This window comes from Streptomyces sp. CB02923 (assembly GCF_001905005.1).
In the GTDB taxonomy this organism is placed as follows: domain Bacteria; phylum Actinomycetota; class Actinomycetes; order Streptomycetales; family Streptomycetaceae; genus Streptomyces.
In genome coordinates this window covers 142,750-165,897 of the sequence record NZ_LWKZ01000026.1, presented here as the reverse complement: position 1 = coordinate 165,897, position 23,148 = coordinate 142,750, and the positions used below count along the sequence as shown (strand labels likewise).

Annotated in this window: 3 protein-coding genes; all 3 read left to right on the top strand. The window is 73.3% G+C overall.

Features of this window, described 5'->3' with window-relative positions:
• The first annotated feature begins 202 nt into the window (after positions 1-202).
• The 3 genes from A6A06_RS32485 to A6A06_RS32475 are packed head-to-tail and all read left to right on the top strand — an operon-like array spanning position 203 to position 23,132.
• Complete coding sequence (locus A6A06_RS32485) at positions 203-11,179, top strand: non-ribosomal peptide synthetase (protein ID WP_079194508.1); 10,977 nt, start codon at positions 203-205, stop codon at positions 11,177-11,179.
• Positions 11,167-18,717, top strand: a complete 7,551-nt coding sequence (locus A6A06_RS32480) for a non-ribosomal peptide synthetase (RefSeq protein ID WP_079194507.1) — start codon at positions 11,167-11,169, stop codon at positions 18,715-18,717. The genes A6A06_RS32485 and A6A06_RS32480 overlap by 13 nt, the downstream gene beginning before the upstream one ends.
• Entirely contained in the window at positions 18,702-23,132 is a 4,431-nt protein-coding gene (locus tag A6A06_RS32475) for a non-ribosomal peptide synthetase (RefSeq protein ID WP_073766304.1), read from the top strand. Before A6A06_RS32480 ends, A6A06_RS32475 begins: the two co-directional genes overlap by 16 nt.
• Positions 23,133-23,148: the final 16 nt, after the last annotated feature.

Sequence of the window (23,148 nt, the reverse complement as noted above, 5' to 3'; positions counted from 1 at the left end):
ATTCCTCACTTCTGGACGTCAAAATCCCGCTGTCTGGACACTGCGCGGGCCCGCCGCGGTCCGGGTATGTTCGCCGCAAGAGCTGCCGCCGCGCGCCCCGGAAAACGGTGTGGCCGCGCGGCGTTGTAATTCACGGGGGGAGCTCGGCGTGCGCGGAAACCGGAATTACCGCGGTGATCGGACGGAACCGACGGGCATTCCGTTGTCGTTCGGTCAGCAGCGGATGTGGTTCGTCAACAGGCTGGAGAACGCGGGCACCGCGTACACGATGGCCATGGCGGTCCGGCTCGTCGGCGAGCCGGACCGGCCGGCCCTGGAGGCCGCGTGGGCCGACGTCGTCGAGCGCCACGAGGCGCTGCGTACGGTCTTCTCCGAGGCGGACGGGGAGACCTGGCAGCAGGTACGGGACGAGCCGCCGGCCGGGCTCGGGGGACGCGGCATCGCCGAAGAGGACCTCGCCGAGGCCCTCGCCGCCGAAGCGGGCCGGGAATTCGACCTGCGGACCGAACCGCCGTGCCGGGCGACGCTGTACGCCCTGTCCCCGCGCGAGCACGTCCTGCTGCTGGTGGTGCACCACATCGCCGTGGACGGCCGGTCCCTGGAGGTACTGGCCCGGGACCTGTCACGGGCCTACGCCGCCCGGTCGCAGGGCCGGGCACCGGACTGGCCGCCCCTGCCCGTCGCGTACACCGGCTTCGCCCGGCGGCAGCAGGAACTCCTCGGCGAGGAGCAGGACCCGCAGAGCGTGTACGGGCGGCAGCTCACCTACTGGCGCCAGGCCCTTGCGGGGCTGCCGGACCAGCTTGACCTGCCCTTCGACCGGCCGCGCCCCGCCGAACCCCGGCACGAGGGCAGCTCGGTGCCGGTCCGCATCCCGCCGCACGTCCACCGGACGCTCCTGAAGATCGCGAGCGACTGCGACGCCACCCCGCGCATGGTGGTGCGGGCCGCCTTCGCCGTACTGCTCTCCCGCCTGGGCGCGGGCGACGACATCCCCATCGGCTCCCCGGTCGACGGACGCACCGACGCGACCCTCGACGGGCTCGTCGGCTTCGTGGCCAACACCCTCGTCCTGCGCACCGACCTCTCCCACGACCCCTCCTTCACCGACCTGGTGCGGCGGGTCCGCACCACGGGCCTCGCCGCCGAGGCCCACCAGGACCTGCCGTTCGAACACCTCGTCGGGATGCTGAACCCGGACCGCTCGCTGGCCCGGCACCCGCTGTTCCAGGTGCTGCTGGTGATGGAGGACTCGCCCGGCTCCGCCTGGGACCTGCCCGGCCTGACCGCCGTACCGGAGCGGGTCGGCATCGACGCCGCACGCGACGACCTGACGTTCGGCCTCTTCGACCTCTACCTCAGCCTGACCGAACGCCACGACACCGCCGGACGGCCCCGCGGCATCGACGGCGGGCTCTGGCACAACGCGGAACTCTTCGACCGGGACACGGCCGTCACCCTGGCCGACCGGCTCACCGCGGTCCTCGCCCAGGTGACCGCGGACCCGGAGCTGCGGGTGAGCGAGGTCGCGGTGCTGCTCGGCGGCGAAACGGAGCGGCTGCTCACCGAGGTGAACACCGGCCGGGCCGCCGCGCCGGACACGACCGTCCCCGCACGGTTCGCGGAGGTGGCCGCCCGCTTCCCGGACGCGGACGCGGTCGTCTCCGGCGCGGACACCCTCACGTACGCGGAACTCGACGCACGGGCGAACCGGTTCGCCCGGTACCTGCACGCCGGGGGAGTGGCACCGGCAGACCGCGTCGGCGTCGTCCTGCCCCGCTCCGCGGACCTGGTCGTCACCCTGCTGGGCATCGCCAAGGCCGGCGCGGTGGCCGTACCGGTGGACCCGTCCTACCCGGCCGAGCGGGTGCGCCACCTGCTGGAGGACTCCGCCCCGACCCTGGTCGTGAGCGGCGAGGAAGCCGCGCGGGAGGCCGCCCTGCGGGAGTTCTCGGCCGCGCCGCTGCCGGTACGGACATCGCCGGAGTCGGGCCTGTACGTGATGTACACCTCCGGTTCGACGGGCGTGCCCAAGGGCGTGACGGCCACCCACGGCAGCGTCGCGGCCCTCGCGCGCGACACGTGCTGGGGCGACATCGGCACCGGGCGCGTCCTCTTCCACGCACCGCACGCCTTCGACGCTTCGACGTTCGAACTGTGGGTGCCGCTGCTGAACGGCGGGTGCGTGGTGGTGGCGCCGGAAGCGGAGCTGGGCGGTGCGGCCCTGGCCCGGCTGGCCCGCGAGCACGAGCTGACGGCCGTCCACGTCACGGCCGGCCTGTTCCGGATGCTGGCCCAGGAGACGCCCGCCTGCTTCACGGGCCTGCGGCACATCCTCACCGGCGGCGACGTGGTCCCCGCCGAAGCCGTCGCCCGCGTCACCGCAGCGTGCCCGGACGCCACGCTGCACCACCTGTACGGACCGACGGAGATCACCCTCTGCGCCACCACCTACGCCGTCCCCCCGGGCGCGCAGGCACCGGCGGTGCTCCCCATCGGCGGGCCGCGCGACGGCGTACGGGTCTTCGTCCTGGACGCCGGCCTGCGCCCGGTCCCGGCCGGCGTCACCGGCGAGCTGTACGTCGCGGGCCGGGGCGTCGCCCCCGGCTACCTGAACCGCCCCGCGCTGACCGCCGAGCGCTTCGTCGCCTGCCCGTACGGCGGCGGGCGGATGTACCGCACCGGCGACCTCGTCCGGTGGGACCGCCACGGCAGCCTGGTCTTCGTCGGCCGCGCCGACGACCAGGTAAAGGTCCGAGGTTTCCGGATCGAGCCGGCGGAGGTCGCCGCCGTCCTCGGCCGGGCCCCCGGCGTGGACCAGGCCGCCGTCGTCGTACGGGAGGACCGGCCCGGCGACAAACGCCTCGTCGCCTATGTCGTCGGTGACGCGTCGGAGGTACGGGACTTCGCCGCCGAACGGCTGCCGGACCACATGATCCCCGGCACGGTCATCACCCTGGACGCACTGCCGCTGACGGCCAACGGCAAGGTCGACCGGGCCGCGCTGCCCGCCCCCGACCGCACGGCGGCCGCCACGTACCGCCTGCCCCGCACGCCGCAGGAACAGCTGCTCTGCCGGCTGTTCGCCGAGGTCCTCGGCCTGGACCGGACCGGCGTCGACGACGGGTTCTTCGACCTGGGCGGCGACTCCCTCCTGGCCATGCGGCTCACCAGCCGGGCCCGCACCGCCCTGGGCGTCGAGATCCCGATCACCGTGATGTTCGAGTCGCCCACGGTCGCGGGACTGGCTGCGCGGCTGAACGAACTGGGCGCCGGCCGCCCGCCCGTGGTCGCGGCGCGGCGGCCGGAGACCCTGCCGCTGTCGTTCGGACAGCAGCGCATGTGGTTCGCGAACCGGCTGGAGGACACCAGCGGCGCCTACAACATGGCCATGGCCGTCCGGCTCACCGGCCGCCTCGACCTGCCCGCGCTGCGCGCCGCCTGGGCGGACGTGATCGCCCGCCACGAGCCGCTGCGCACGGTCTTCCCCGAGCGCGACGGCGTACCGCGCCAACTGGTGCTGGACAGCACACCGTCGGATGGCACCGCGGAGCTGTGCGTCGTTCCCGTCGCCGAGGAAGCGCTCGACGCCGCGCTGTCCGAGCACATCGGCCGCCGGTTCGCGCTCGACACGGCACCGCCCCGGCGGGCGACCCTGTTCGAGCTGTCCGCCGACGCCCACGTACTCCTGGTGGTCGTGCACCACATCGCCGCCGACGGCTGGTCGATGGGCGTCCTCGCGCGCGACCTCTCGACGGCGTACACGGCGCGCGGCGCGGACCGCGCGCCCGGCTGGGCGCCGCTGCCCGTCCAGTACGCCGACTTCACCCTCTGGCAGCACGCACTCCTCGACAGCCGCGACGGCCTGCTCGACGCGCAGCTCGCGCACTGGACCCAGGCCCTCGCCGGCCTGCCGGACCAGATCGAGCTGCCCACCGACCGGCCGCGCCCGGCCACGGCGAGCCACCGGGGCGCCGTGCTGCCGTTCACCGTCGACGCCCGGGTGCACCAGCGGCTGAGCGCCGTCGCCCGCGCCTGCGACACCACCCTGTTCACGGTCGCGCAGGCCGCGGTCGTCCTGCTGCTGTCCCGGCTCGGCGCGGGCGACGACATCGCGCTCGGCACCCCCGTCACGGATCGCTCCGACGAGTCCCTGGACGGTGTCGTCGGGTTCTTCCTCAACACCCTGGTGCTGCGGACCGACGCCGGGGGCGATCCGACCTTCACCGAACTGGTGGCGCGTGCCCGGGACGCCGACCTGGCCGCGTACGCCCACCAGGACCTCCCGTTCGAGCACCTCGTGGAAGCGCTGAAGCCCGCCCGCTCGACCGCCCGGCACCCGCTGTTCCAGGTCCTGCTGGTGATGGAGGACGAGCTGAACCCCGCATGGGACCTGCCCGGCCTCGGCGCGGCACCGGTCCCGGTGGCCCCCGCGACGGTCGAGTTCGACCTGGTCTTCGGCCTGGGCGAGCGGACCGGGGACACCGGCCTCGACGGCTACCTGGAGTTCGCCACCGACCTCTTCGACCCGGACGGCGCCCGGAGCCTGGTCACCCGGCTGCTCGCGGTGCTCGACCAGGTCGCCGGCGATCCGGACCTGCGGGTGGGCGAGGTCGAACTGCTCGCTCCCGCGGAGCGGCAACGGCTCGTCACCGGCATCAACACCGGAGCGGCGGACGCCGGGGACCGCACGCTGCTCGACCTGTTCGACGCGACCGTGCCGCGGTCCCGGGCCACCACCGCCGTGACGGCGGACGACATGTCGCTGACCTACGGCGAACTGGACGCGCGGGCCAACCGCTTCGCCCGCTACCTGCACTCCAGGGGCGTGACCCCCGGCGACCGGGTGGGCGTCACGCTCCCCCGGTCGGCGGCACTCGTCGTCGTACTCCTGGGCATCGCGAAGGCGGGGGCCGTCTTCGTGCCGGTGGACACGTCCTATCCGGCGGAGCGGGTCCGGTACCTGCTGGAGGACTCCGCCCCGGTACTGGTGGTGGGCGAGGCCGAAGTGCGCGAAGCCGCCCGCGAAGGCTTCCCGGCCGCTCCGCTGCGGGTGGAGGTGTCGCCGGATTCGGCGCTGTATGTGATGTACACCTCCGGTTCGACGGGGGTGCCGAAGGGTGTGGTGGCCACGCACGGTGGTGTGGCGGGGCTGGCGTCGGACTCGTGCTGGGGCGACATCGGGACGGGGCGGGTGCTGTTCCACGCTCCGTACGCCTTCGATGCATCGACATTCGAGTTGTGGGTGCCGTTGTTGAACGGCGGGTGTGTGGTGGTCGCGCCGGAGGTGGATCTGGACGGGGGGACGCTGTCCCGTCTGGTCGGTGAGCACGCGCTGACGGCGGTGCATTTGACCGCCGGTCTGTTCCGGGTGCTGGCCCAGGAGACACCTGCCTGCTGCGCCGATCTTCAGCATGTGCTGACCGGCGGCGACGTGGTGCCCGCCGAAGCCGTTGCCCGTGTCGCCGATGCGTGCTCCGGCACCGTGATCCGCCACCTGTACGGGCCGACCGAGACCACGCTGTGCGCCACCACGTTCGTCACCGATCCGGGGGCGAAGGTCCCGCCGGTCCTGCCGATCGGCTCGCCCAGGGATGGCCTGCGGGTGTTCGTTCTGGACGGTTTTCTGCGTCCGGTTCCGGTGGGTGTGGCGGGGGAGTTGTATGTGGCCGGGCGTGGTGTGGGGTGGGGGTATTTGGGCCGTGGGGCGTTGACGGCGGAGCGGTTTGTGGCGTGTCCGTTCGGTGGTGGGCGGATGTACCGGACGGGTGATCTGGTGCGCTGGGACCGGGACGGCAATCTGGTGTTTCTGGGGCGGGCGGATGATCAGGTGAAGGTGCGGGGTTTCCGTATTGAGCTGGCTGAGGTGGAGGGGGTGTTGGGGCGGTGCCCGGGTGTGGAGCAGGTTGCGGTGGTGGCGCGGGAGGATCAGCCCGGTGACAAGCGTCTGGTGGCGTATGTCGTGGGGAATGCGGCGGGGGTGCGGGAGTTCGCGGCGGGGGTGTTGCCGGATTACATGGTTCCGGCGGCGGTTGTCGCTTTGGACGTTTTGCCGTTGACGGTGCATGGGAAGGTCGACCGGGCTGTGCTGCCTGCGCCTGATTTTGGGGCGGTTGTTTCGGATCGGGGGCCGCGGTCTCCGCAGGAGCAGATTCTGTGCCGTTTGTTCGCCGAGGTTCTGGGGCTGGAGCGGGACGGTGTGGGTATTGATGACGGATTCTTTGCTCTGGGTGGGGATTCGTTGTTGGCGACGCGGTTGGCGAGTCGGGTCAAGGGTGCTTTGGGTGTGGAGATTTCGGTGCGGGCGTTGTTCGAGGCGCCGACGGTTGCGGGGTTGGCGGGGCGGTTGGATGAGTTCGTGGCGGTGCGGCCGGTGTTGGTGCCGGTGGAGCGGCCGGTTCCGTTGCCGTTGTCGTTCGGGCAGCAGCGGATGTGGTTCTTGCACAGTTTGGAGGGGCCGAGTGCGACGAACAATATTCCGCTGGCGGTCCGGCTGACCGGTGCGCTGGATGTGGCGGCGCTGGAGGCGGCCTGGGGTGACGTCGTCACCCGCCACGAAACACTGCGCACCCGCTACCTGGAGCACGGAGGCAGCGCCCGCCAGGACATCATGGACGCGGCAGAGGTGACCGTACACCTCACCACCGCCCGCATCGGGGCGGACGACGTGGCGCGGGCGCTGGCCGACGGCGTCGAGCAGGGCTTCCGGATCGAGCACGAACTGCCTTGGCGTATCACGCTGTTCGAGGTGTCGCCCGACGATCACGTCCTGCTGGTCGTGGTGCACCACATCGCCGCCGACGGCTGGTCCATGGGCGTCCTGGCCGACGACCTGGCGACGGCGTACGCGGCACGGTCCGACGGCCGCGCGCCCGGCTGGGCGCCGCTGCCCGTCCAGTACGCCGACTTCACCCTCTGGCAGCGCGACCTGCTCACCCAGAACGCCGAGGACGGCCTGTTCGGCCGGCAGGCCGCGTTCTGGTCACAAGCCCTCGCCGGGCTGCCGGAACACCTGAAGCTGCCCTTCGACCGGCCCCGCCCGCCGGTGGCGACCCACCGGGGAGCGTTCCTGCCGTTCTCGGTGGACGCCGGGACCCACCGGCGCCTGGCGGAGATCGCGCGCGAGAGCGACGCGACGCTGTTCATGGTCGCGCAGGCGGCTGTCGCGGTGCTGCTGTCGCGGCTCGGCGCCGGGGAGGACATCCCGCTCGGCACGCCCATCGCGGGCCGTACGGACGAGGCCGTGGACAACCTCGTCGGCAACTTCCTCAACACGCTGGTGCTGCGTACCGACGTCGGCGGCAACCCCTCCTTCACCGACCTGGTCGGCCGGGTACGGGAGACCGACCTCGCCGCGTACGCCCACCAGGACCTCCCCTTCGAGCACCTCGTGGAGGTGCTGAACCCGGTCCGCTCGCTGGCCCGGCACCCGCTGTTCCAGGTCGCCTTCGCCCTCCAGAACGCACCCGAGACGCACTTCGACGCCCCCGGGCTGGAATCCCGGCTGATACCGGTGGAGATGTCCACCTCGAAGTTCGACCTGTCGGTCCTGATGTGGGAACGCCGGGACACCGACGGCGCCGCCGCGGGCCTGGAGTGCTACCTGGAGTACGCCACCGACCTCTTCGAGCGCGGTACCGCCGAGCGCCTGGTGGCCCGACTGCTGCGGGTGCTCGACCAGGTCACCGCGGATCCCGCCGTACGGGCCGGAGCGGTGGACGTCCTCGGCGAGGACGAGCGGACGCGGGTCACGTCGGCGGTGGCGCCGGATCGGGCGGACACGCGGGGCGAGACCGTGCCCCGGTGCTTCGAACGGGCCGTCGCGCGGCACGGCGACGCGGCGGCGGTGGAGTCCGCCGACGGCACACTGACCTACCGGGAGCTGGACGCGCGGGCCAACCGGTGCGCCTGGTACCTGCACGCCAAGGGCGTCACCCCCGGCGACCGGGTCGCGGTGATGCTGGACCGCTCGGCGGAGCTGATCGCCGTGCTGCTCGGCATCGCCAAGGCGGGCGCGGTGGCCGTGCCGGTGGACACGGCGTACCCGGTCGAGCGGGTGCGGTTCCTGCTGGCGGACTCCGCGCCCGTACTGGTGATGACACGCTCCGAAGTGACGGAAGCCCTGCGGCACTTCCCGGTCGTCCCACTGCCTGCCGCAGTGGCACCGGAGTCCGGCCTGTACGTGATGTACACCTCCGGCTCGACCGGCACGCCCAAAGGCGTCCTCGCGACGCACGCGAACGTCACCGCGCTCGCCCTCGCCCCCTGCTGGGACGGCATCGGCACCGGCCGGACGCTCTTCCACGCCCCGCACACCTTCGACGCGTCCACCCTGGAACTGTGGGTGCCGCTGCTCAACGGCGGATGCGTGGTCGTCGCGCCGCCGCTGGACCTGGACGGGGAGACGGTGGCCCGGCTGGTCGGCGAGCACGCGCTGACGGCCGTCCATGTCACAGCCGGGCTGTTCCGGGTGCTGGCCCAGGAGACGCCCGCCTGCTTCGCCGGTCTGAAACACGTGCTGACCGGCGGCGACGTGGTGCCCGCCGAAGCCGTCGCCCGTGTCACCGACGCGTGCCCCGGCGCCGCCGTACACCACTTGTACGGGCCGACGGAGACGACCCTGTGCGCCACCACCCACACCGTCGCACCCGGTACGCAAGCACCGTCCGTCCTGCCGATCGGCCGCCCGCGCGAGGGTGTCCGGGTCTTCGTCCTGGACACGCTCCTGCGCCCGGTCCCCACGGACGTGGCGGGGGAGCTGTACGTGGCCGGACGCGGTGTCGCGCACGGGTACCTCGGGCGCGCGGCGCTGACCGCCGAGCGGTTCGTGGCGTGCCCGTACGGCGGCGGCCGGATGTACCGGACCGGCGACCTGGTGCGCTGGGACCGGGACGGACAGCTCGTGTTCCTGGGCCGGGCGGACGACCAGGTCAAGGTACGGGGCTTCCGCATCGAACCGGCCGAGATCGAAGCCGTCCTCGGCCAGTGCCCCGGCGTGGACCAGGCCGCCGTCGTCGTACGGGAGGACCGCCCCGGCGACAAGCGGCTCGTCGCGTACGTCGTCGGAAACGCCGACGCCATACGGGACTTCGCGGCCGACCGGCTGCCCGACTACATGATCCCCGGCACCGTCGTCACCCTCGACGCCCTGCCCATCACCGGCAACGGCAAGGTCGACCGGGCCGCGCTGCCCGCACCCGACTACACGGCGGCGTCCGCGGGACGCGCGCCCCGCACCCCGCTCGAAGCGCTGTTCTGCCGCTTCTTCGCGGAGGTCCTCGGCCTGGTGGCTCCGGACGCGAGTCCCGACTTGCCCGCACCGCATCCGGACGTCCCGCATCCCGCTGCCCCGCGTCCGGACGGCCCACCCACGGCCGTCCCGCGTCCGGGCATCCCGGAACCGGTGGTACCGCGCCCGGATGTTCCGCACCCGGACATCCCGCACCCCGGCGCTCCGGAAGCCCCGGAGGCACCCGAGGTCCCGGACCCGCCCATCGGGGTCGGCGCGGACGCGAACTTCTTCGAACTCGGCGGCGACAGCATCATCTCCCTGCAACTCGTCGCCCGCGCGGCCAGGGCCGGATACCGGATCAGCGCGACGGACGTCTTCCAGCACAAGACCCCGGAGGCCCTCGCCCTCGCCGCCCGGCCCGTCACGGACGAGGAGACCCGGCACGACGACGGCCACGGCCCCGTACCCCTCACCCCGGTCATGCGGCAGCTCGCCGACCGGCAGGCCCTGGCCGGACCGCTGCACCAGACCGTCACGGTCTGGACACCCACCGGCCTCACCGCCGCGGAACTCACCGCCGCTCTCCAGGCCGTCCTCGACCACCACGGCGCCCTGCGGCTCCGCCTCGGCCCTGAAAGCCCCGGAGGCCCCGGAAGCCCCGGCGGCGCCCAAGGCTCCGCAACCCCCGGACGCGCCGACGACACGCTGCACATCCGCCCGCCGGGCGCCGTGCAAGCAGCGGACCTGCTGCGGACGGTACGGCTGCCCGGACCGGCCGAACAGATCACGGCGACGATCGTCCGCGAGCAGTGCGCCGCCGCGACCGGCCGCCTCGACCCGCGCTCCGGCGCCGTACTGCAAGCCGTGTGGTTCGACGCGGGCGCGCACCGGCCCGGCCGGCTCTTCCTCGCCGCACACCACCTCTGCGTGGACGGCGCCTCCTGGCGCATCCTCCTCGACGACCTCGCCTTCGCCTGCGAAGCGGCCAAGGCGGGCACCGAACCGGCCCTGCCTCCGGTGCGTACGTCCTTCCGCCGCTGGGCCGAACTGCTGCGGCAAGCCGCCCACGACCCCGCCCGGACCGCCGAACTGCCCCTCTGGCAACGCATCGGCGCGCCCGCCGGCCCGCTGCTGCCGACGGCACGCAACGGACCGGGCGGCTCCGGGGCGCTGAGCATGACCCTGGACCCCGAAACCTCGGCGGCCCTGCTCACCACCGTGCCCGCGGCCTTCCACGCCGACATCACCGAGGTACTCCTCGCCGCGCTCGTCCTCGCGGTCGCCGAGTGGCGCGGCCGGCCCGGCGCCGTCCTGGTCGACCTCGAACGGCACGGCCGCGAGAGCGGCCTCGCACCCGGCACCGACCTGTCCCGTACGGTCGGCTGGTTCACCAGCGTCCACCCGGTCCGGCTCGACCCGGGCGGCGCCGAACCCGGCGCCCGGACCGGCGACCCCGACCCGGGGGCCGTACTCAAACGCGTCAAGGAGCAGATCAGGGAACTGCCCGGACACGGCATCGGCCACGGACTGCTGCGCCACCTGAACGCGCGGACGTCCGGGGCCCTGGCCGAACTCGCCGAACCACCACTCCTCTTCAACTATCTCGGCCGCGTCCCCGCCGCGGACCAGCGCCGGGCGGCCACCGCGTGGACCGCCACCGGCGACGCCCACCCACCCGAAGGCGTCCGTACCCACCCGGTCGACCTCGACGCCCTCACGGTGGACACCGACGACGGCCCCCGGCTGACGGCGCACTGGGCCTGGGACCCGGCGCTGCTCTCCGAGGCCGACCTGCGACGGCTCGGCCACGCGTGGTTCCGGGCCGCCGAAACCCTGGTGGCGTGCGCCGTGCAGGCGGACGCGGGCGGTCGCACTCCGTCGGATCTCGACCTCGTCTCCCTGACTCAGGACGACATCGACCAGCTCGAAACGGAATGGGGAAAGTAGCCGTGAGCAAGCCCGGACTGGCCGACATATGGCCGCTCGCGCCGATGCAGAAGGGCATGTTGTTCCACGCCCTGTACGACACCGAAGCCACGGACATCTACCGGGGCCAGGTGGTCCTGGATCTGGACGGCCCACTCGACACGGACGCCCTGAGGTCGGCGGGACACGCGCTGCTGCGCCGGCACCCGACCCTCAGGGCAGGGTTCCGCACCCTGAAGTCCGGCGAGACGGTGCAGGTCATCCCGCAGCAGTCGGACCTCCCGTGGCAGGAACTGGACCTGCGCCCGGTCCCCGCCGACCGGCGCGAGGACGCCCTGGACGAGGCGGTACGCGCCGAGTGGACCCGCCGCTTCGACCTCGCGGCCCCGCCCCTGCTGCGGCTGACCGCCATCCGTGTGGGTGACACCCGCACCCGCGTCGTGCTGACCGTCCACCACATCCTCTGCGACGGCTGGTCGACCTCGATCATCGCGAACGAACTGGTCGAGCTGTACCGCAACGGCGGCGACGAACGCGCCCTGCCCCCGGTCACCCCGTACCGCAGCTACCTCGCCTGGCTGGCCCGCCGCGACGGCGCGGCCGCAACCGAGGCCTGGCGGCAGGCGCTCCACGGGGCACAGCCCACCCTCGTCGCACCGGAGACGGACAACCGCGCACCGGTCGACCCCGACGAGATACGGGTCGAACTGCCCGCCCCGCTGGTGACGGAGCTCGCGAGCCTGGCCCGCCGCAACGGCGTGACCATGAGCACGGTCATGCGCGGCGCGTGGGCCGTGCTGCTCGGCACCCTGACCGGACGCGACGACGTGGTCTTCGGGGGGACCACGGCCGGGCGCCCGCCGGAGATCCCGGGCATCGACACCACCGTCGGCCTGTTCATCAACACACTGCCGGTACGGGCCCGCTGGTCGGCCACCGACACCGTCGCCGAGCTGCTCACCCGGCTCCAGGACGCGCAGGCGGCGCTGCTGCCGCACGAACACCTGAGCCTGTCCGAGGTCCAGGGCATCGCCGGGACCCGGACCCTGTTCGACACCCTGACCGTCTTCCAGAACTACCCCGTCGACCTCCTCGACCTGACCGGGACCACCGCACGGTCGGTGACCGGGGACCTGAACCTGGCGAGCGTCGGCGGCCGGGACGCCGCGCACTACCCGCTGACGTTCACCGCGATGCCCGAACGGTTCCGGCTGACCTACCGCCCCGACCTGTTCACCCGCGCCGACGCGCAGCTCCTGGCCGACCGCGTCGTCGGCATCCTCGGACAGCTGGCCGCCGGACCGGCCACCCGGATCGGCGACATCGACGTACTCGTCGACGGCGAACGGGACCGGCTGCTGCACGGCGTGAACACCGGCGCCCCGGGGGCCCCGCCGGCGACCGTCACCGGCCTCTTCGAGCGGACCGTGCGGCACCACGCACACGAAGTGGCGGTGGTGTCCGAAGAGGGCTCCCTGACCTACGAGGAGCTGGACGCACAGGCGAATCGATTCGCCCGCGCGCTGCGTGCGCGTGGTGTGACACCGGGGGACCGGGTGGGTGTGGCACTGCCGCGTTCCGCCGCCCTGGTGACCGCGCTGCTGGGCATCGCGAAGGCGGGGGCCGTCTTCGTGCCGGTGGACACGTCCTATCCGGCGGAGCGGGTCCGGTACCTGCTGGAGGACTCCGCCCCGGTACTGGTGGTGAGCGGATCCGAGGTCGACGAGGCATTGGAGACCTTCTCGGCCGCTCCGCTGAGGGCGGAGGTGTCCCCGGATTCGGCGCTCTACGTGATGTATACCTCCGGTTCGACGGGGGTGCCGAAGGGTGTGGTGGCCACGCACGGTGGTGTCGCCGCGCTGGCGTCGGACTCGTGCTGGGGTGACATCGGGACGGGGCGGGTGCTGTTCCATGCTCCGTACGCCTTCGATGCTTCGACGTTCGAGTTGTGGGTGCCGTTGCTGAACGGCGGGTGTGTGGTGGTCGCGCCGGAGGTGGATCTGGACGGGGGGACGTTGTCCCGTCTGGTCGGCGAGTACGCGCTGACGGCCGTCCATGTCACAGCCGGTTTGTTCCGGGTGCTGGCCCAGGAGACACCCGCCTGCTTCGCCGATCTTCAGCACGTGCTGACCGGCGGCGACGTGGTGCCCGCCGAAGCCGTGGCGAGCGTCATGGACGCCTGCCCGGGAGTGGCGGTGCGCCACCTGTACGGCCCCACGGAGACCACGCTGTGCGCGACCACGCTCGCCATCGACCCCGGGGCGAAGGCACCCTCGGCGCTCCCCATCGGCGGACCTCGTGACGGTGTACGGGTGTTCGTTCTGGACGGCTATCTGCGTCCGGTTCCGGTGGGTGTGGCGGGGGAGTTGTATGTGGCGGGGCGTGGTGTGGCGCGTGGGTATTTGGGCCGTGGGGCGTTGACGGCGGAGCGGTTTGTGGCGTGTCCGTTCGGTGGTGGGCGGATGTACCGGACGGGTGATCTGGTGCGCTGGGACCGGGATGGGCAGTTGGTGTTTTTGGGGCGGGCGGATGATCAGGTGAAGGTGCGGGGTTTCCGTATTGAGTTGGCTGAGGTGGAGGGGGTGTTGGGGCGGTGCCCGGGTGTGGAGCAGGTTGCGGTGGTGGCGCGGGAGGATCAGCCGGGTGACAAGCGTCTGGTGGCGTATGTGGTGGGGAATGCGGCGGGGGTGCGGGAGTTCGCGGCGGGGGTGTTGCCGGATTACATGGTTCCGGCGGCGGTTGTCGCTTTGGACGTTTTGCCGTTGACGGTGCATGGGAAGGTCGACCGGGCTGTGCTGCCTGCGCCTGATTTTGGGGCGGGTGTGTCGGTTCGGGGGCCGCGGTCTCCGCAGGAGCAGATTCTGTGCCGTTTGTTCGCCGAGGTTCTGGGGTTGGGGCAGGTCGGTATTGATGACGGGTTCTTTGCTCTGGGTGGGGATTCGTTGTTGGCGACGCGGTTGGCGAGTCGGGTCAAGGGTGCTTTGGGTGTGGAGATTTCGGTGCGGGCGTTGTTCGAGGCGCCGACGGTTGCGGGGCTGGCGGGTCGGTTGGATGAGTTCGTGGCGGTGCGGCCGGTGTTGGTGCCGGTGGAGCGGCCTGTTCCGTTGCCGTTGTCGTTCGGGCAGCAGCGGATGTGGTTCCTGCACAGTTTGGAGGGGCCGAGTGCGACGAACAATATTCCGCTGGCGGTCCGGCTGACCGGTGCGCTGGATGTGGGGGCGCTGGAGGCGGCCTGGGGTGACGTCGTCACCCGCCACGAAACACTGTGCACCCGCTATCCCGAGGACAGCGGAACTGCCCGCCAGGAAATCCTGGCAGCCGTACCGGTCCGGATACCCGTGACCGCCGTCACCGAGGAAACGGTGGACGAATCCCTGGCCGCCGAGGCCGCCCGGGGATTCCGCCTCGCGACAGAAATGCCCTGGAGAATAGGACTGTTCGAGGTGTCGCCCGACGATCACGTCCTGCTGGTCGTGGTGCACCACATCGCCGCCGACGGCTGGTCCATGGGCATCCTGATGCGGGACCTGTCGACGGCGTACGCGGCACGGTCCGACGGCCGCGCACCCGGCTGGGCGCCGCTGCCCGTCCAGTACGCCGACTTCACCGTCTGGCAGCGTGACCTGCTCACCCAGGACACCGAGGGCGGCCTGTTCGGCCGCCAGCTCGACTTCTGGACCCGCACTCTCGCGGACCTCCCCGAACAGCTGGAGCTGCCCTTCGACCGGTCCCGCCCCGCGACGGCGAGCCACCGGGGCGCGATGCTCCCGTTCACCGTGGACGCCGCCGTGCACCGACGGTTCCAGGAGATCGCCAGGGAATGCGACGCCACGCTGTTCATGGTCACGCAGGCCGCCGTGGCGGCGCTGCTGTCGCGGCTCGGCGGAGCCGAGGACGTACCGCTCGGCACGCCCATCGCCGGGCGCACCGACGAGACCCTCGACGGCCTCGTCGGCAACTTCCTCAACACCCTGGTGCTGCGTACCGACGTCAGCGGCAACCCCTCCTTCACCGAACTCGTCGGCCGGGTACGGGAGACCGACCTCGCCGCGTACGCCCACCAGGACCTCCCCTTCGAGCACCTCGTGGACGTACTGAACCCGGTCCGCTCCCTGGCCCGGCACCCGCTGTTCCAGGTCGCCTTCGCCCTCCAGAACACGCCGGACACGGACTTCGCCGCGCCCGGCCTGGACGCCGGGGCCGTCCCGGTGGGGCTGGCCTCCTCGAAGTTCGACCTGTCGGTGGTGCTGCGGGAACGCCCGGACGGCGGCGGCCTCGACGGCCTGCTGGAGTTCGCCACCGACCTGTTCGACCCGGCCACCGCGCAGGCCCTGGCCACGCGGCTGGTGGAGGTGTTCGGCCGGCTCGCCGGCGACGCCCGGACCCGGGTGGGGGATCTGGACGTCCTGCTGGACGGGGAGCGTGAGCGGCTCGTGTCCGGGGTGAACATCGGGGCGCCCGGCACCGGCGCCGCGGGCCGGACGATTCCCGCCGTGTTCGAAGAGGTCGCGGCCCGCCGCCCGGACGCGCCGGCCGTCGTGTCCGGCGCGCTGACCCTGACCTACCGGGAACTGGACACGCGGGCGAACCGGTTCGCTCACCACCTGCACGCGCAGGGCGTCGGCGCGGGGGACCGGGTAGCGGTGATGCTGCCGCGGACCGCCGAACTCGTGCCCGTACTGCTCGGCATCGCCAAGGCGGGCGCCGTGTTCGTCCCCGTCGACACCGCCTATCCGGCCGAGCGGGTGCGGTTCCTGCTGGAGGACTCCGAGCCCGCGCTGGTGGTCACGGAGGCCGCGGCGCAAGAAGCGCTCGAAGGCTTCCCCGCGACTCCGCCTCCCGCGCACGTGTCGCCGGAGTCCGGCCTGTACGTGATGTACACCTCCGGTTCGACGGGGACGCCCAAGGGAGTGCTGGTCACCCACGGCGGCGCGGCGGCCCTCGCGCACGACGCGTGCTGGGGCGGCATCGGAACGGGCCGGGTGCTGTTCCACGCGCCGCACGCCTTCGACGCGTCCGCCTTCGAACTGTGGGTGCCGCTGCTGAACGGCGGCTGCGTCGTGGTCGCGCCCGCGGTGGACCTGGACGGCGGAACGCTCGCCGGGCTCGTCGCGGCGCACGAGCTGACGGCCGTACACGTCACGGCCGGGCTGTTCCGGGCGCTGGCCCAGGAGACTCCCGCGTGCTTCGCGGGCCTGCGGCACGTGCTGACCGGCGGCGACGTGGTGCCCGCCGAAGCCGTCGCCCGCGTCACCGACGCCTGCCCGCACGCCTCGGTGCATCACCTGTACGGGCCGACGGAGACGACCCTGTGCGCCACCACCCACACCGTCGCACCCGGTACGCAAGCACCGCCCGTCCTGCCGATCGGCCGCCCGCGCGACGGCGTCCGGGTCTTCGCGCTGGACCGCTTCCTGCGCCCCGTTCCGGTGGGCGTGCCCGGCGAGCTGTACATCGCCGGGCAGGGGGTCGCCCGCGGCTACCTCGGGCGCGCGGCGCTGACCGCGGAACGGTTCGTGGCGTGCCCGTACGGCGGCCGGATGTACCGGACCGGCGACCTGGTGCGCTGGGACCGCGACGGCAACCTGGTCTTCCTGGGCCGGGCCGACGACCAGGTCAAGGTACGGGGCTTCCGCATCGAGACCGCCGAGGTCGAGGCCGTGCTCGGACAGTGCCCGGGGGTGGAGCAGATCGCGGTGCTGGCGCGGGAGGACCGCCCCGGCGACAAGCGGCTCGTCGCGTACGTCGTCGGGAACGCCGACGCCGTACGGGACTTCGCGGCCGAGCGGCTGCCCGACTACATGGTGCCGTCGGCGACGGTGGTCCTGGACGAGCTGCCGCTGACCGCCAACGCCAAGGTCGACCGGGCCGCGCTGCCCGCACCCGACTACACGGCGGCGTCCGCGGGACGCGCGCCCCGCACCCCGCTCGAAGCGCTGTTCTGCCGCCTCTTCGCGGAACTGCTGGGCCTCGCGGCACCGGAAGCGGAAGCCGGAACGCGGGAGGAACCGGGCCCCGCGGTCGCCGCGGACGCCGGTTTCTTCGAACTCGGCGGCGACAGCATCGTCTCCCTCCTGCTCGTCGCCCGCGCGGCCAAGGCCGGATACCGCGTCACCGCGTCGGACGTCTTCCAGCACAAGACGCCGGAGGCCCTCGCCCTCGTCGCCCGGCCCGTCACGGAGGCCGACGCCCACCACGAGGACGGCCACGGAACCGTCCCCCTCACCCCGATCATGCGGGAGCTGACCGCACGCGGCGGCCCGGCCACGCTGGCCGCCCGGTTCGCGCAGTGGACCGTGGTACGCGTCCCCGCCCACGCCGGGCAGGACCGGCTGACCCGGGCCGTCGAGAAGGTGGTGGCCCACCACGCGATGCTGCGGGCCCGCCTGGTCGTCCCGGGCGACGCGGAACCGTACCTCGAAGTCGGCGACGCCGCGCCCGTACCGGACCGGGTCCGGCGCGTCGACGCCGGGGAACTGACGGAGCAGGCGTTCGAGGAGCTGATCGACGCCGAGGCGCGGGCGGCGTCCGGCCGCCTCGACCCGCGGACCGGCACCACCTTGCAGGCGGTCTGGTTCGACCGGGGGAGCGGGCGGCCCGGACGGCTCGCCGTCGTCGTCCACCACCTGGTCTTCGACGCGGTGTCCTGGCGCATCCTGCTGCCGGACCTCGCCGCGGCCTGGGCGGACCCCGACGGACAACTGGCCCCGGTCGCCTCCTCGTTCCGCACCTACGCCCGGCAGCTGGCGACGGCACGGCCGCCGCGGGCCACCGGCCCGGTACAGGGCACCGAAGGGCAGATGCGGCAGCGGACGTTCACCGTGCCCGCCCGGACGGCGTCCGCCGTGCTGACCGCCGTCCCCGCGGCCTTCCACGCCACGACGGGCGACGTCCTGCTCGCCGCGCTCACCGCGGCCCTCACAGAGGAACGGCCGGGCCCGCTCGTCCTGGACATCGAAGGGCACGGCCGCGACGGGGATCTGGACCTGTCGCGCACGGTGGGCTGGTTCACCACCCTGCGGCCGGTCCGGCTGGACGCCGGCGTCACCGACTTCGACGAGGTGCGCGCGGGCGGCCCGGCCGCGGACCGGCTGCTCAAACGGGTCAAGGAGCAGGCCGCCCAGCCCTACGGGGACGGCCTGCCCGCGCCCACGGCCGGCTTCAACTACCTGGGCCGGTTCTCCGTCGCGGGCCCTGGCACGGGCGACTGGCAGCCGGCCGGCCCCCGCTCCATGGGCGCCGACGCCGACCCGGAACTGCCCGCCCTGCACGCACTGGAATTCGGCGGCCTGGTCCGCGACGGCGACGGCGGCCCGGAACTGGTGCTGCTGGTGTCGTGGCTGGAGGGTGCCCTCTCCGAGGACGGCGCCGGCCGGCTGGCCGACCGCTGGACCGGTCTGCTGACCGGACTGGCCGCACTCGCCGAGGCACCGGACGCGGGCGGCCTGACCCCCTCCGACCTGCCACTGGTCGACCTGACACTGGGTCAGCTGGAGGCGCTGGAGGACGACTTCAACGAAGCACCCGGTGAAGGAGGCATGCCGTGGAACGCCGCATAGAAGACGTGTGGCCGCTGACACCGTTACAGGAGGGACTGCTGTTCCACTCCCTGTACGACGAATCGGCCGAGGACACCTACGTGGTCCAGGACGTCCTGGACATCGAAGGAGACCTCGACGCGGCCGCGCTCCGGACATCCTGGCAGGCCCTGGTGGCCCGGCACGCCACCCTGCGGGCCTGCTTCCGCCAGCCACCGGGCCTGGAACACCCCGTACAGGTCATCCCCGCCGGCGTGACGCTGCCCTGGCGGAACGTCGACCTGACCGGCAGGCCGCCCCGGGACGCTCTCGCCGAGGCGGCACGCCTCGCGGACGAGGAACGCGCCCGGCGCTTCGACCTCGCCGTACCGCCGCTGCTCCGGCTCGTCCTGCTCCGCCTCGGCCCTGACCGGCACCGGCTGATCCTCACCAACCACCACATCCTGATGGACGGCTGGTCGCTGCCCACCCTCCAGCACGAACTGTGGACCCTCTACGAGGCGGGCGGCGACCCCTCCGGCCTGCCGCCCGTCACGCCCTACCGCGACTACCTCGGCTGGCTGAACGCCCAGGACAAGGACGCGGCGCGCGCCGCCTGGCGGGCCGACCTCGCCGGGCTGCGCGAGCCGACCCTGCTGGCCCCGGTCACCGGACGCCCGCCGACCGCCGCCGGACACGGCCAGGTCCACGCGAAACTGGACCGCCCCGCCACCGAGGCGCTCACCGAACTCGCCCGCCGCCACGGCCTGACCCCCAACACCTTCGTCCAGGGCGCCTGGGCCCTGCTCCTCGGCCGCCTGCTGGGCCGGGACGAGGTGGTGTTCGGCGCGACCGTGGCGGCCCGGCCCGCCGAACTGCGCGGCGTCGAGTCCATGCTCGGGCTCTTCATCAACACCGTTCCGGTCCGCGTGCCCCTGACGGCCTCCCGCCCGGTGTCCGAGCTGCTCGCCGACGTGCAGACCCGGCAGGGCGCCCTGATGTCCCACCAGTACCTCGGACTCAGCGAGATCCAGCGGGCCGGCGGCCCCGGCGCCGAGTTCGACAGCCTGCTGGTCTACGAGAGCTTCCCGCGCGGCGCGCTGGCCGAGGAGGGCGGACCGCCGCTGAAGCTCACCCCCGTACGCGGACACAACGTCAGCCACTACCCGGTCAGCCTGGCCGTCTTCCCGGGACCCGAGCTGCTCTTCCTCCTGACGCACCGCCCGGAACTGATCAGCGCCCGGAGCGCGGAGCTCCTCGCCGCCCGGTTCACCGGCATCCTGGAACAGCTGGTGGCCGACCCGGACGTGCGCGCCGGTGACATCGGCGTCCTCGTACCCGGCGAACGGGACCGGCTGCTGCGCGGCGTGAACACCGGTGCCCCGGGAGCCCCGCCGACGACCGTCACCGGCCTCTTCGAACGGGCCGTACGAAAGCACCGGCACGAGGTCGCGGTCGTCTCCGGGGAGACGGCCCTGACGTACGGCGACCTCGACGCGCGGGCCAACCGGATCGCCCGGCACCTGCACGCGTCCGACGCCCGGTCGGGGGACCGGGTTGTCGTCACGCTCGCCCGCTCGCCGGAACTCGTCGCGGCACTGCTGGGCATCGCCAAGGCTGGCTGCGTGGCCGTGCCGGTGGACACCGCACAGCCCGCCAAGCGGGTACGGGACCTCCTCGACGACGCCGCGCCCGCCGCCGTCCTGACGCAGGCCGACGTCGAGGACGCCCTGCGCCACCGCTCCGACGCCCCGCTCACGGCCCCCGTGACACCGGACTCCGGCCTGTACGTGATGTACACCTCCGGCTCGACCGGGACGCCCAAGGGCGTCGTCGCCACCCACGGCAACATCGCCGCCCTCGCCCGCGACACCTGCTGGGACGGCATCGCCACCGGGCGCGTCCTCTTCCACGCCCGGCACACCTTCGACGCCTCCACCCTCGAACTGTGGGTCCCGCTCCTCAACGGCGGCCGGGTGGTGATCGCGCCCCCGGCCGACATCACCGCGAAGGCACTGGCCCGCCTGGTCACCGACCACGGGCTGACGGCCGTGCACCTGACGGCCGGACTCTTCCGCGTCCTCGCGCAGGAGACCCCGGAGTGCTTCGCGGGCCTCCGGCACGTCCTGACGGGCGGGGACGCGGTACCGGCCGAGGCCGTCGCCGCCGTCCGCGACGCCTGCCCGGACATCACCGTCGGCCACCTGTACGGGCCGACCGAGACCACGCTCTGCGCCACGACCTTCGTCGTCGGCCCCGGCACGCCGACTCCTGCCGTCCTGCCGATCGGCGGACCGCGCGACGCGGTGCGGGTATACGTACTGGACGCCGCGCTCCGGCCGGTCCCGCCCGCGGTCACCGGCGAGCTGTACATCGCCGGACAGGGGGTCGCCCGCGGCTACCTCGGCCGTCCGGCGGCGACCGCCGAGCGGTTCGTGGCGTGCCCGTACGGCGGCGGCCGGATGTACCGGACCGGCGACCTGGTCCGCTGGAACCACGACGGCGACCTGGTCTTCCTCGGCCGGGCCGACGACCAGGTGAAGATCCGGGGCTTCCGGATCGAGCCGGCCGAGGTCGAGGCCGTACTCGGGCAGTGCCCGGGGGTGGAGCAGGCCGCGGTGCTGGCGCGCGAGGACCGCCCCGGCGACAAGCGGCTCGTCGCGTACGTCGTCGGGGACGGGGCGGGCCTGCGGGACTTCGCGGCCGAGCGGCTGCCCGACTACATGGTGCCGTCGGCGACGGTGGTCCTGGACGAGCTGCCGCTGACCGCCAACGGCAAGGTCGACCGGACCGCCCTGCCCGCCCCCGACCACCCGGCGGGATACAGCGGACGCGGCCCCAACTCGCCCGTCGAGGAGATGCTCTGCTCCCTCTTCGCCGAAGTCCTGGGCCTGTCCCGGGTCGGCGCCGAAGAAGGGTTCTTCGACCTCGGCGGCGACTCGCTGCTGGCGACCCGCCTGGCGGGCCGCGTCCAGGCCGTCCTCGGCAAGGACCTCGAAGTGCGGGTGCTCTTCGAGGCGCCCTCCCCGGCCGCCCTGGCCGCACGGCTGGCCGGCACCGGCGACCAGCACGGACTCACCGCCGGACCGCGCCCCGACGTCATCCCGCTGACACCCGGCCAGCGGTCCATGGTCTCCGGCGAGCCCCGGTACAACATCCCGCTGACGGTCCGCCTCGGCGGCCCCCTGCGCGCCGAGGCACTGGAAGCGGCCTGGTGCGACGTGGTGGCCCGCCACGAAGCCCTGCGCACCCGCTTCCCGGAGACCGGCGGACAGCAGGTCACCGCCGCCGCCCGGTCGCCGCTGACCGCCGTCCCCGTCACCGAGGACGAACTGCCCGCGGCGCTGGAGGCGGCCCACGCCCGGCCCTTCGACCTGGCCACCGGCCCGCCGATCCGGGCCACCCTCTTCACCCTCGCACCCGGCGACCACGTCCTCCAGATCGTGGTGCACCACATCGCCGCGGACGGCTGGTCGACCGGGCTGATCGCCCGCGACCTGTCCACGGCGTACACCGCGCGGGCGGCGGGCGGCGCACCCCGGTGGGCCCCGCTGCCCGTCCAGTACGCCGACTTCGCCGTCCGCCTGCACGAACGGACCGCGCTCCTGGACGAGCCGGACAGCCCGTTCGGACGCCGCCTCGCGTACTGGACCGGCGTCCTCGCCGACCTGCCGGAGCAGCCGCTGCTCCCGTGGGACCGGACACCGCCGGCGGAACCCACCGGCCTGGGCGGCAACGTCACCTTCGCCGTCGACGAGGCCGCGCACCGGGCGCTGCTGGAGACCGCCAGGCGCGAGCGGGCGACCCTGTTCATGGTGCTGCGCGCCGCCGTCGCGGCCCTGTGGGCGCGGCGGGGCGCCGAGAACGTACCGATGGGCACGGTCTCCGCCGGCCGCGCCGACCACGCGACGAGCGATGTCGTCGGCCTGTTCGCCGACCACCTGGTGCTCCGCGCCGACGCGGGCGGCGACCCGACCTTCGCCGAACTCGTACGCCGGGTACGCACCGCCGACCTCGCCGCCTACGCCCATCAGGACCTGCCGTCCCAGCTCGTCGAGGAACGCCTGGGATACCGGCCGTTCCAGATGATCACCGGCATGGAGAACCTGCCCGAACCGCCCTGGGAGCTGCCGGGACTGACCACGGAGCCGCTGCAGCCCGCCCACCGCAACCGGGGCGCGGCCCGCAGCGAACTGGCCGTCACCCTGCGGGAACTGCGGGCCCCCGGAAGCGGCCCGGCCGGCGTCGAAGGAGTCGTCTGGTACAGCGCCGACGTGTACGAGCGGCGGACCGTCGAGGCGCTCGCCGCCCAGCTGACCGCCGTACTGCGGCAGGTCGCCGCGGAACCCGCGGTGCGCATCGGCCGGCTCCGGACCGGCCCGCCCGGCGCCACCACGGCGCTCGGCACCACCACGGCGCCCGGCGCCCTCCACCAGGACGTGAGTGACAGGACATGACCCGAACCGCGACAAC

Coding starts and splice junctions, on each gene's coding strand:
- A6A06_RS32480 (WP_079194507.1), top strand. CDS start 11,167: ATGGGGAAAGTAGCCGTGAGCAAGCCCGGACTGGCCGACATATGGCCG.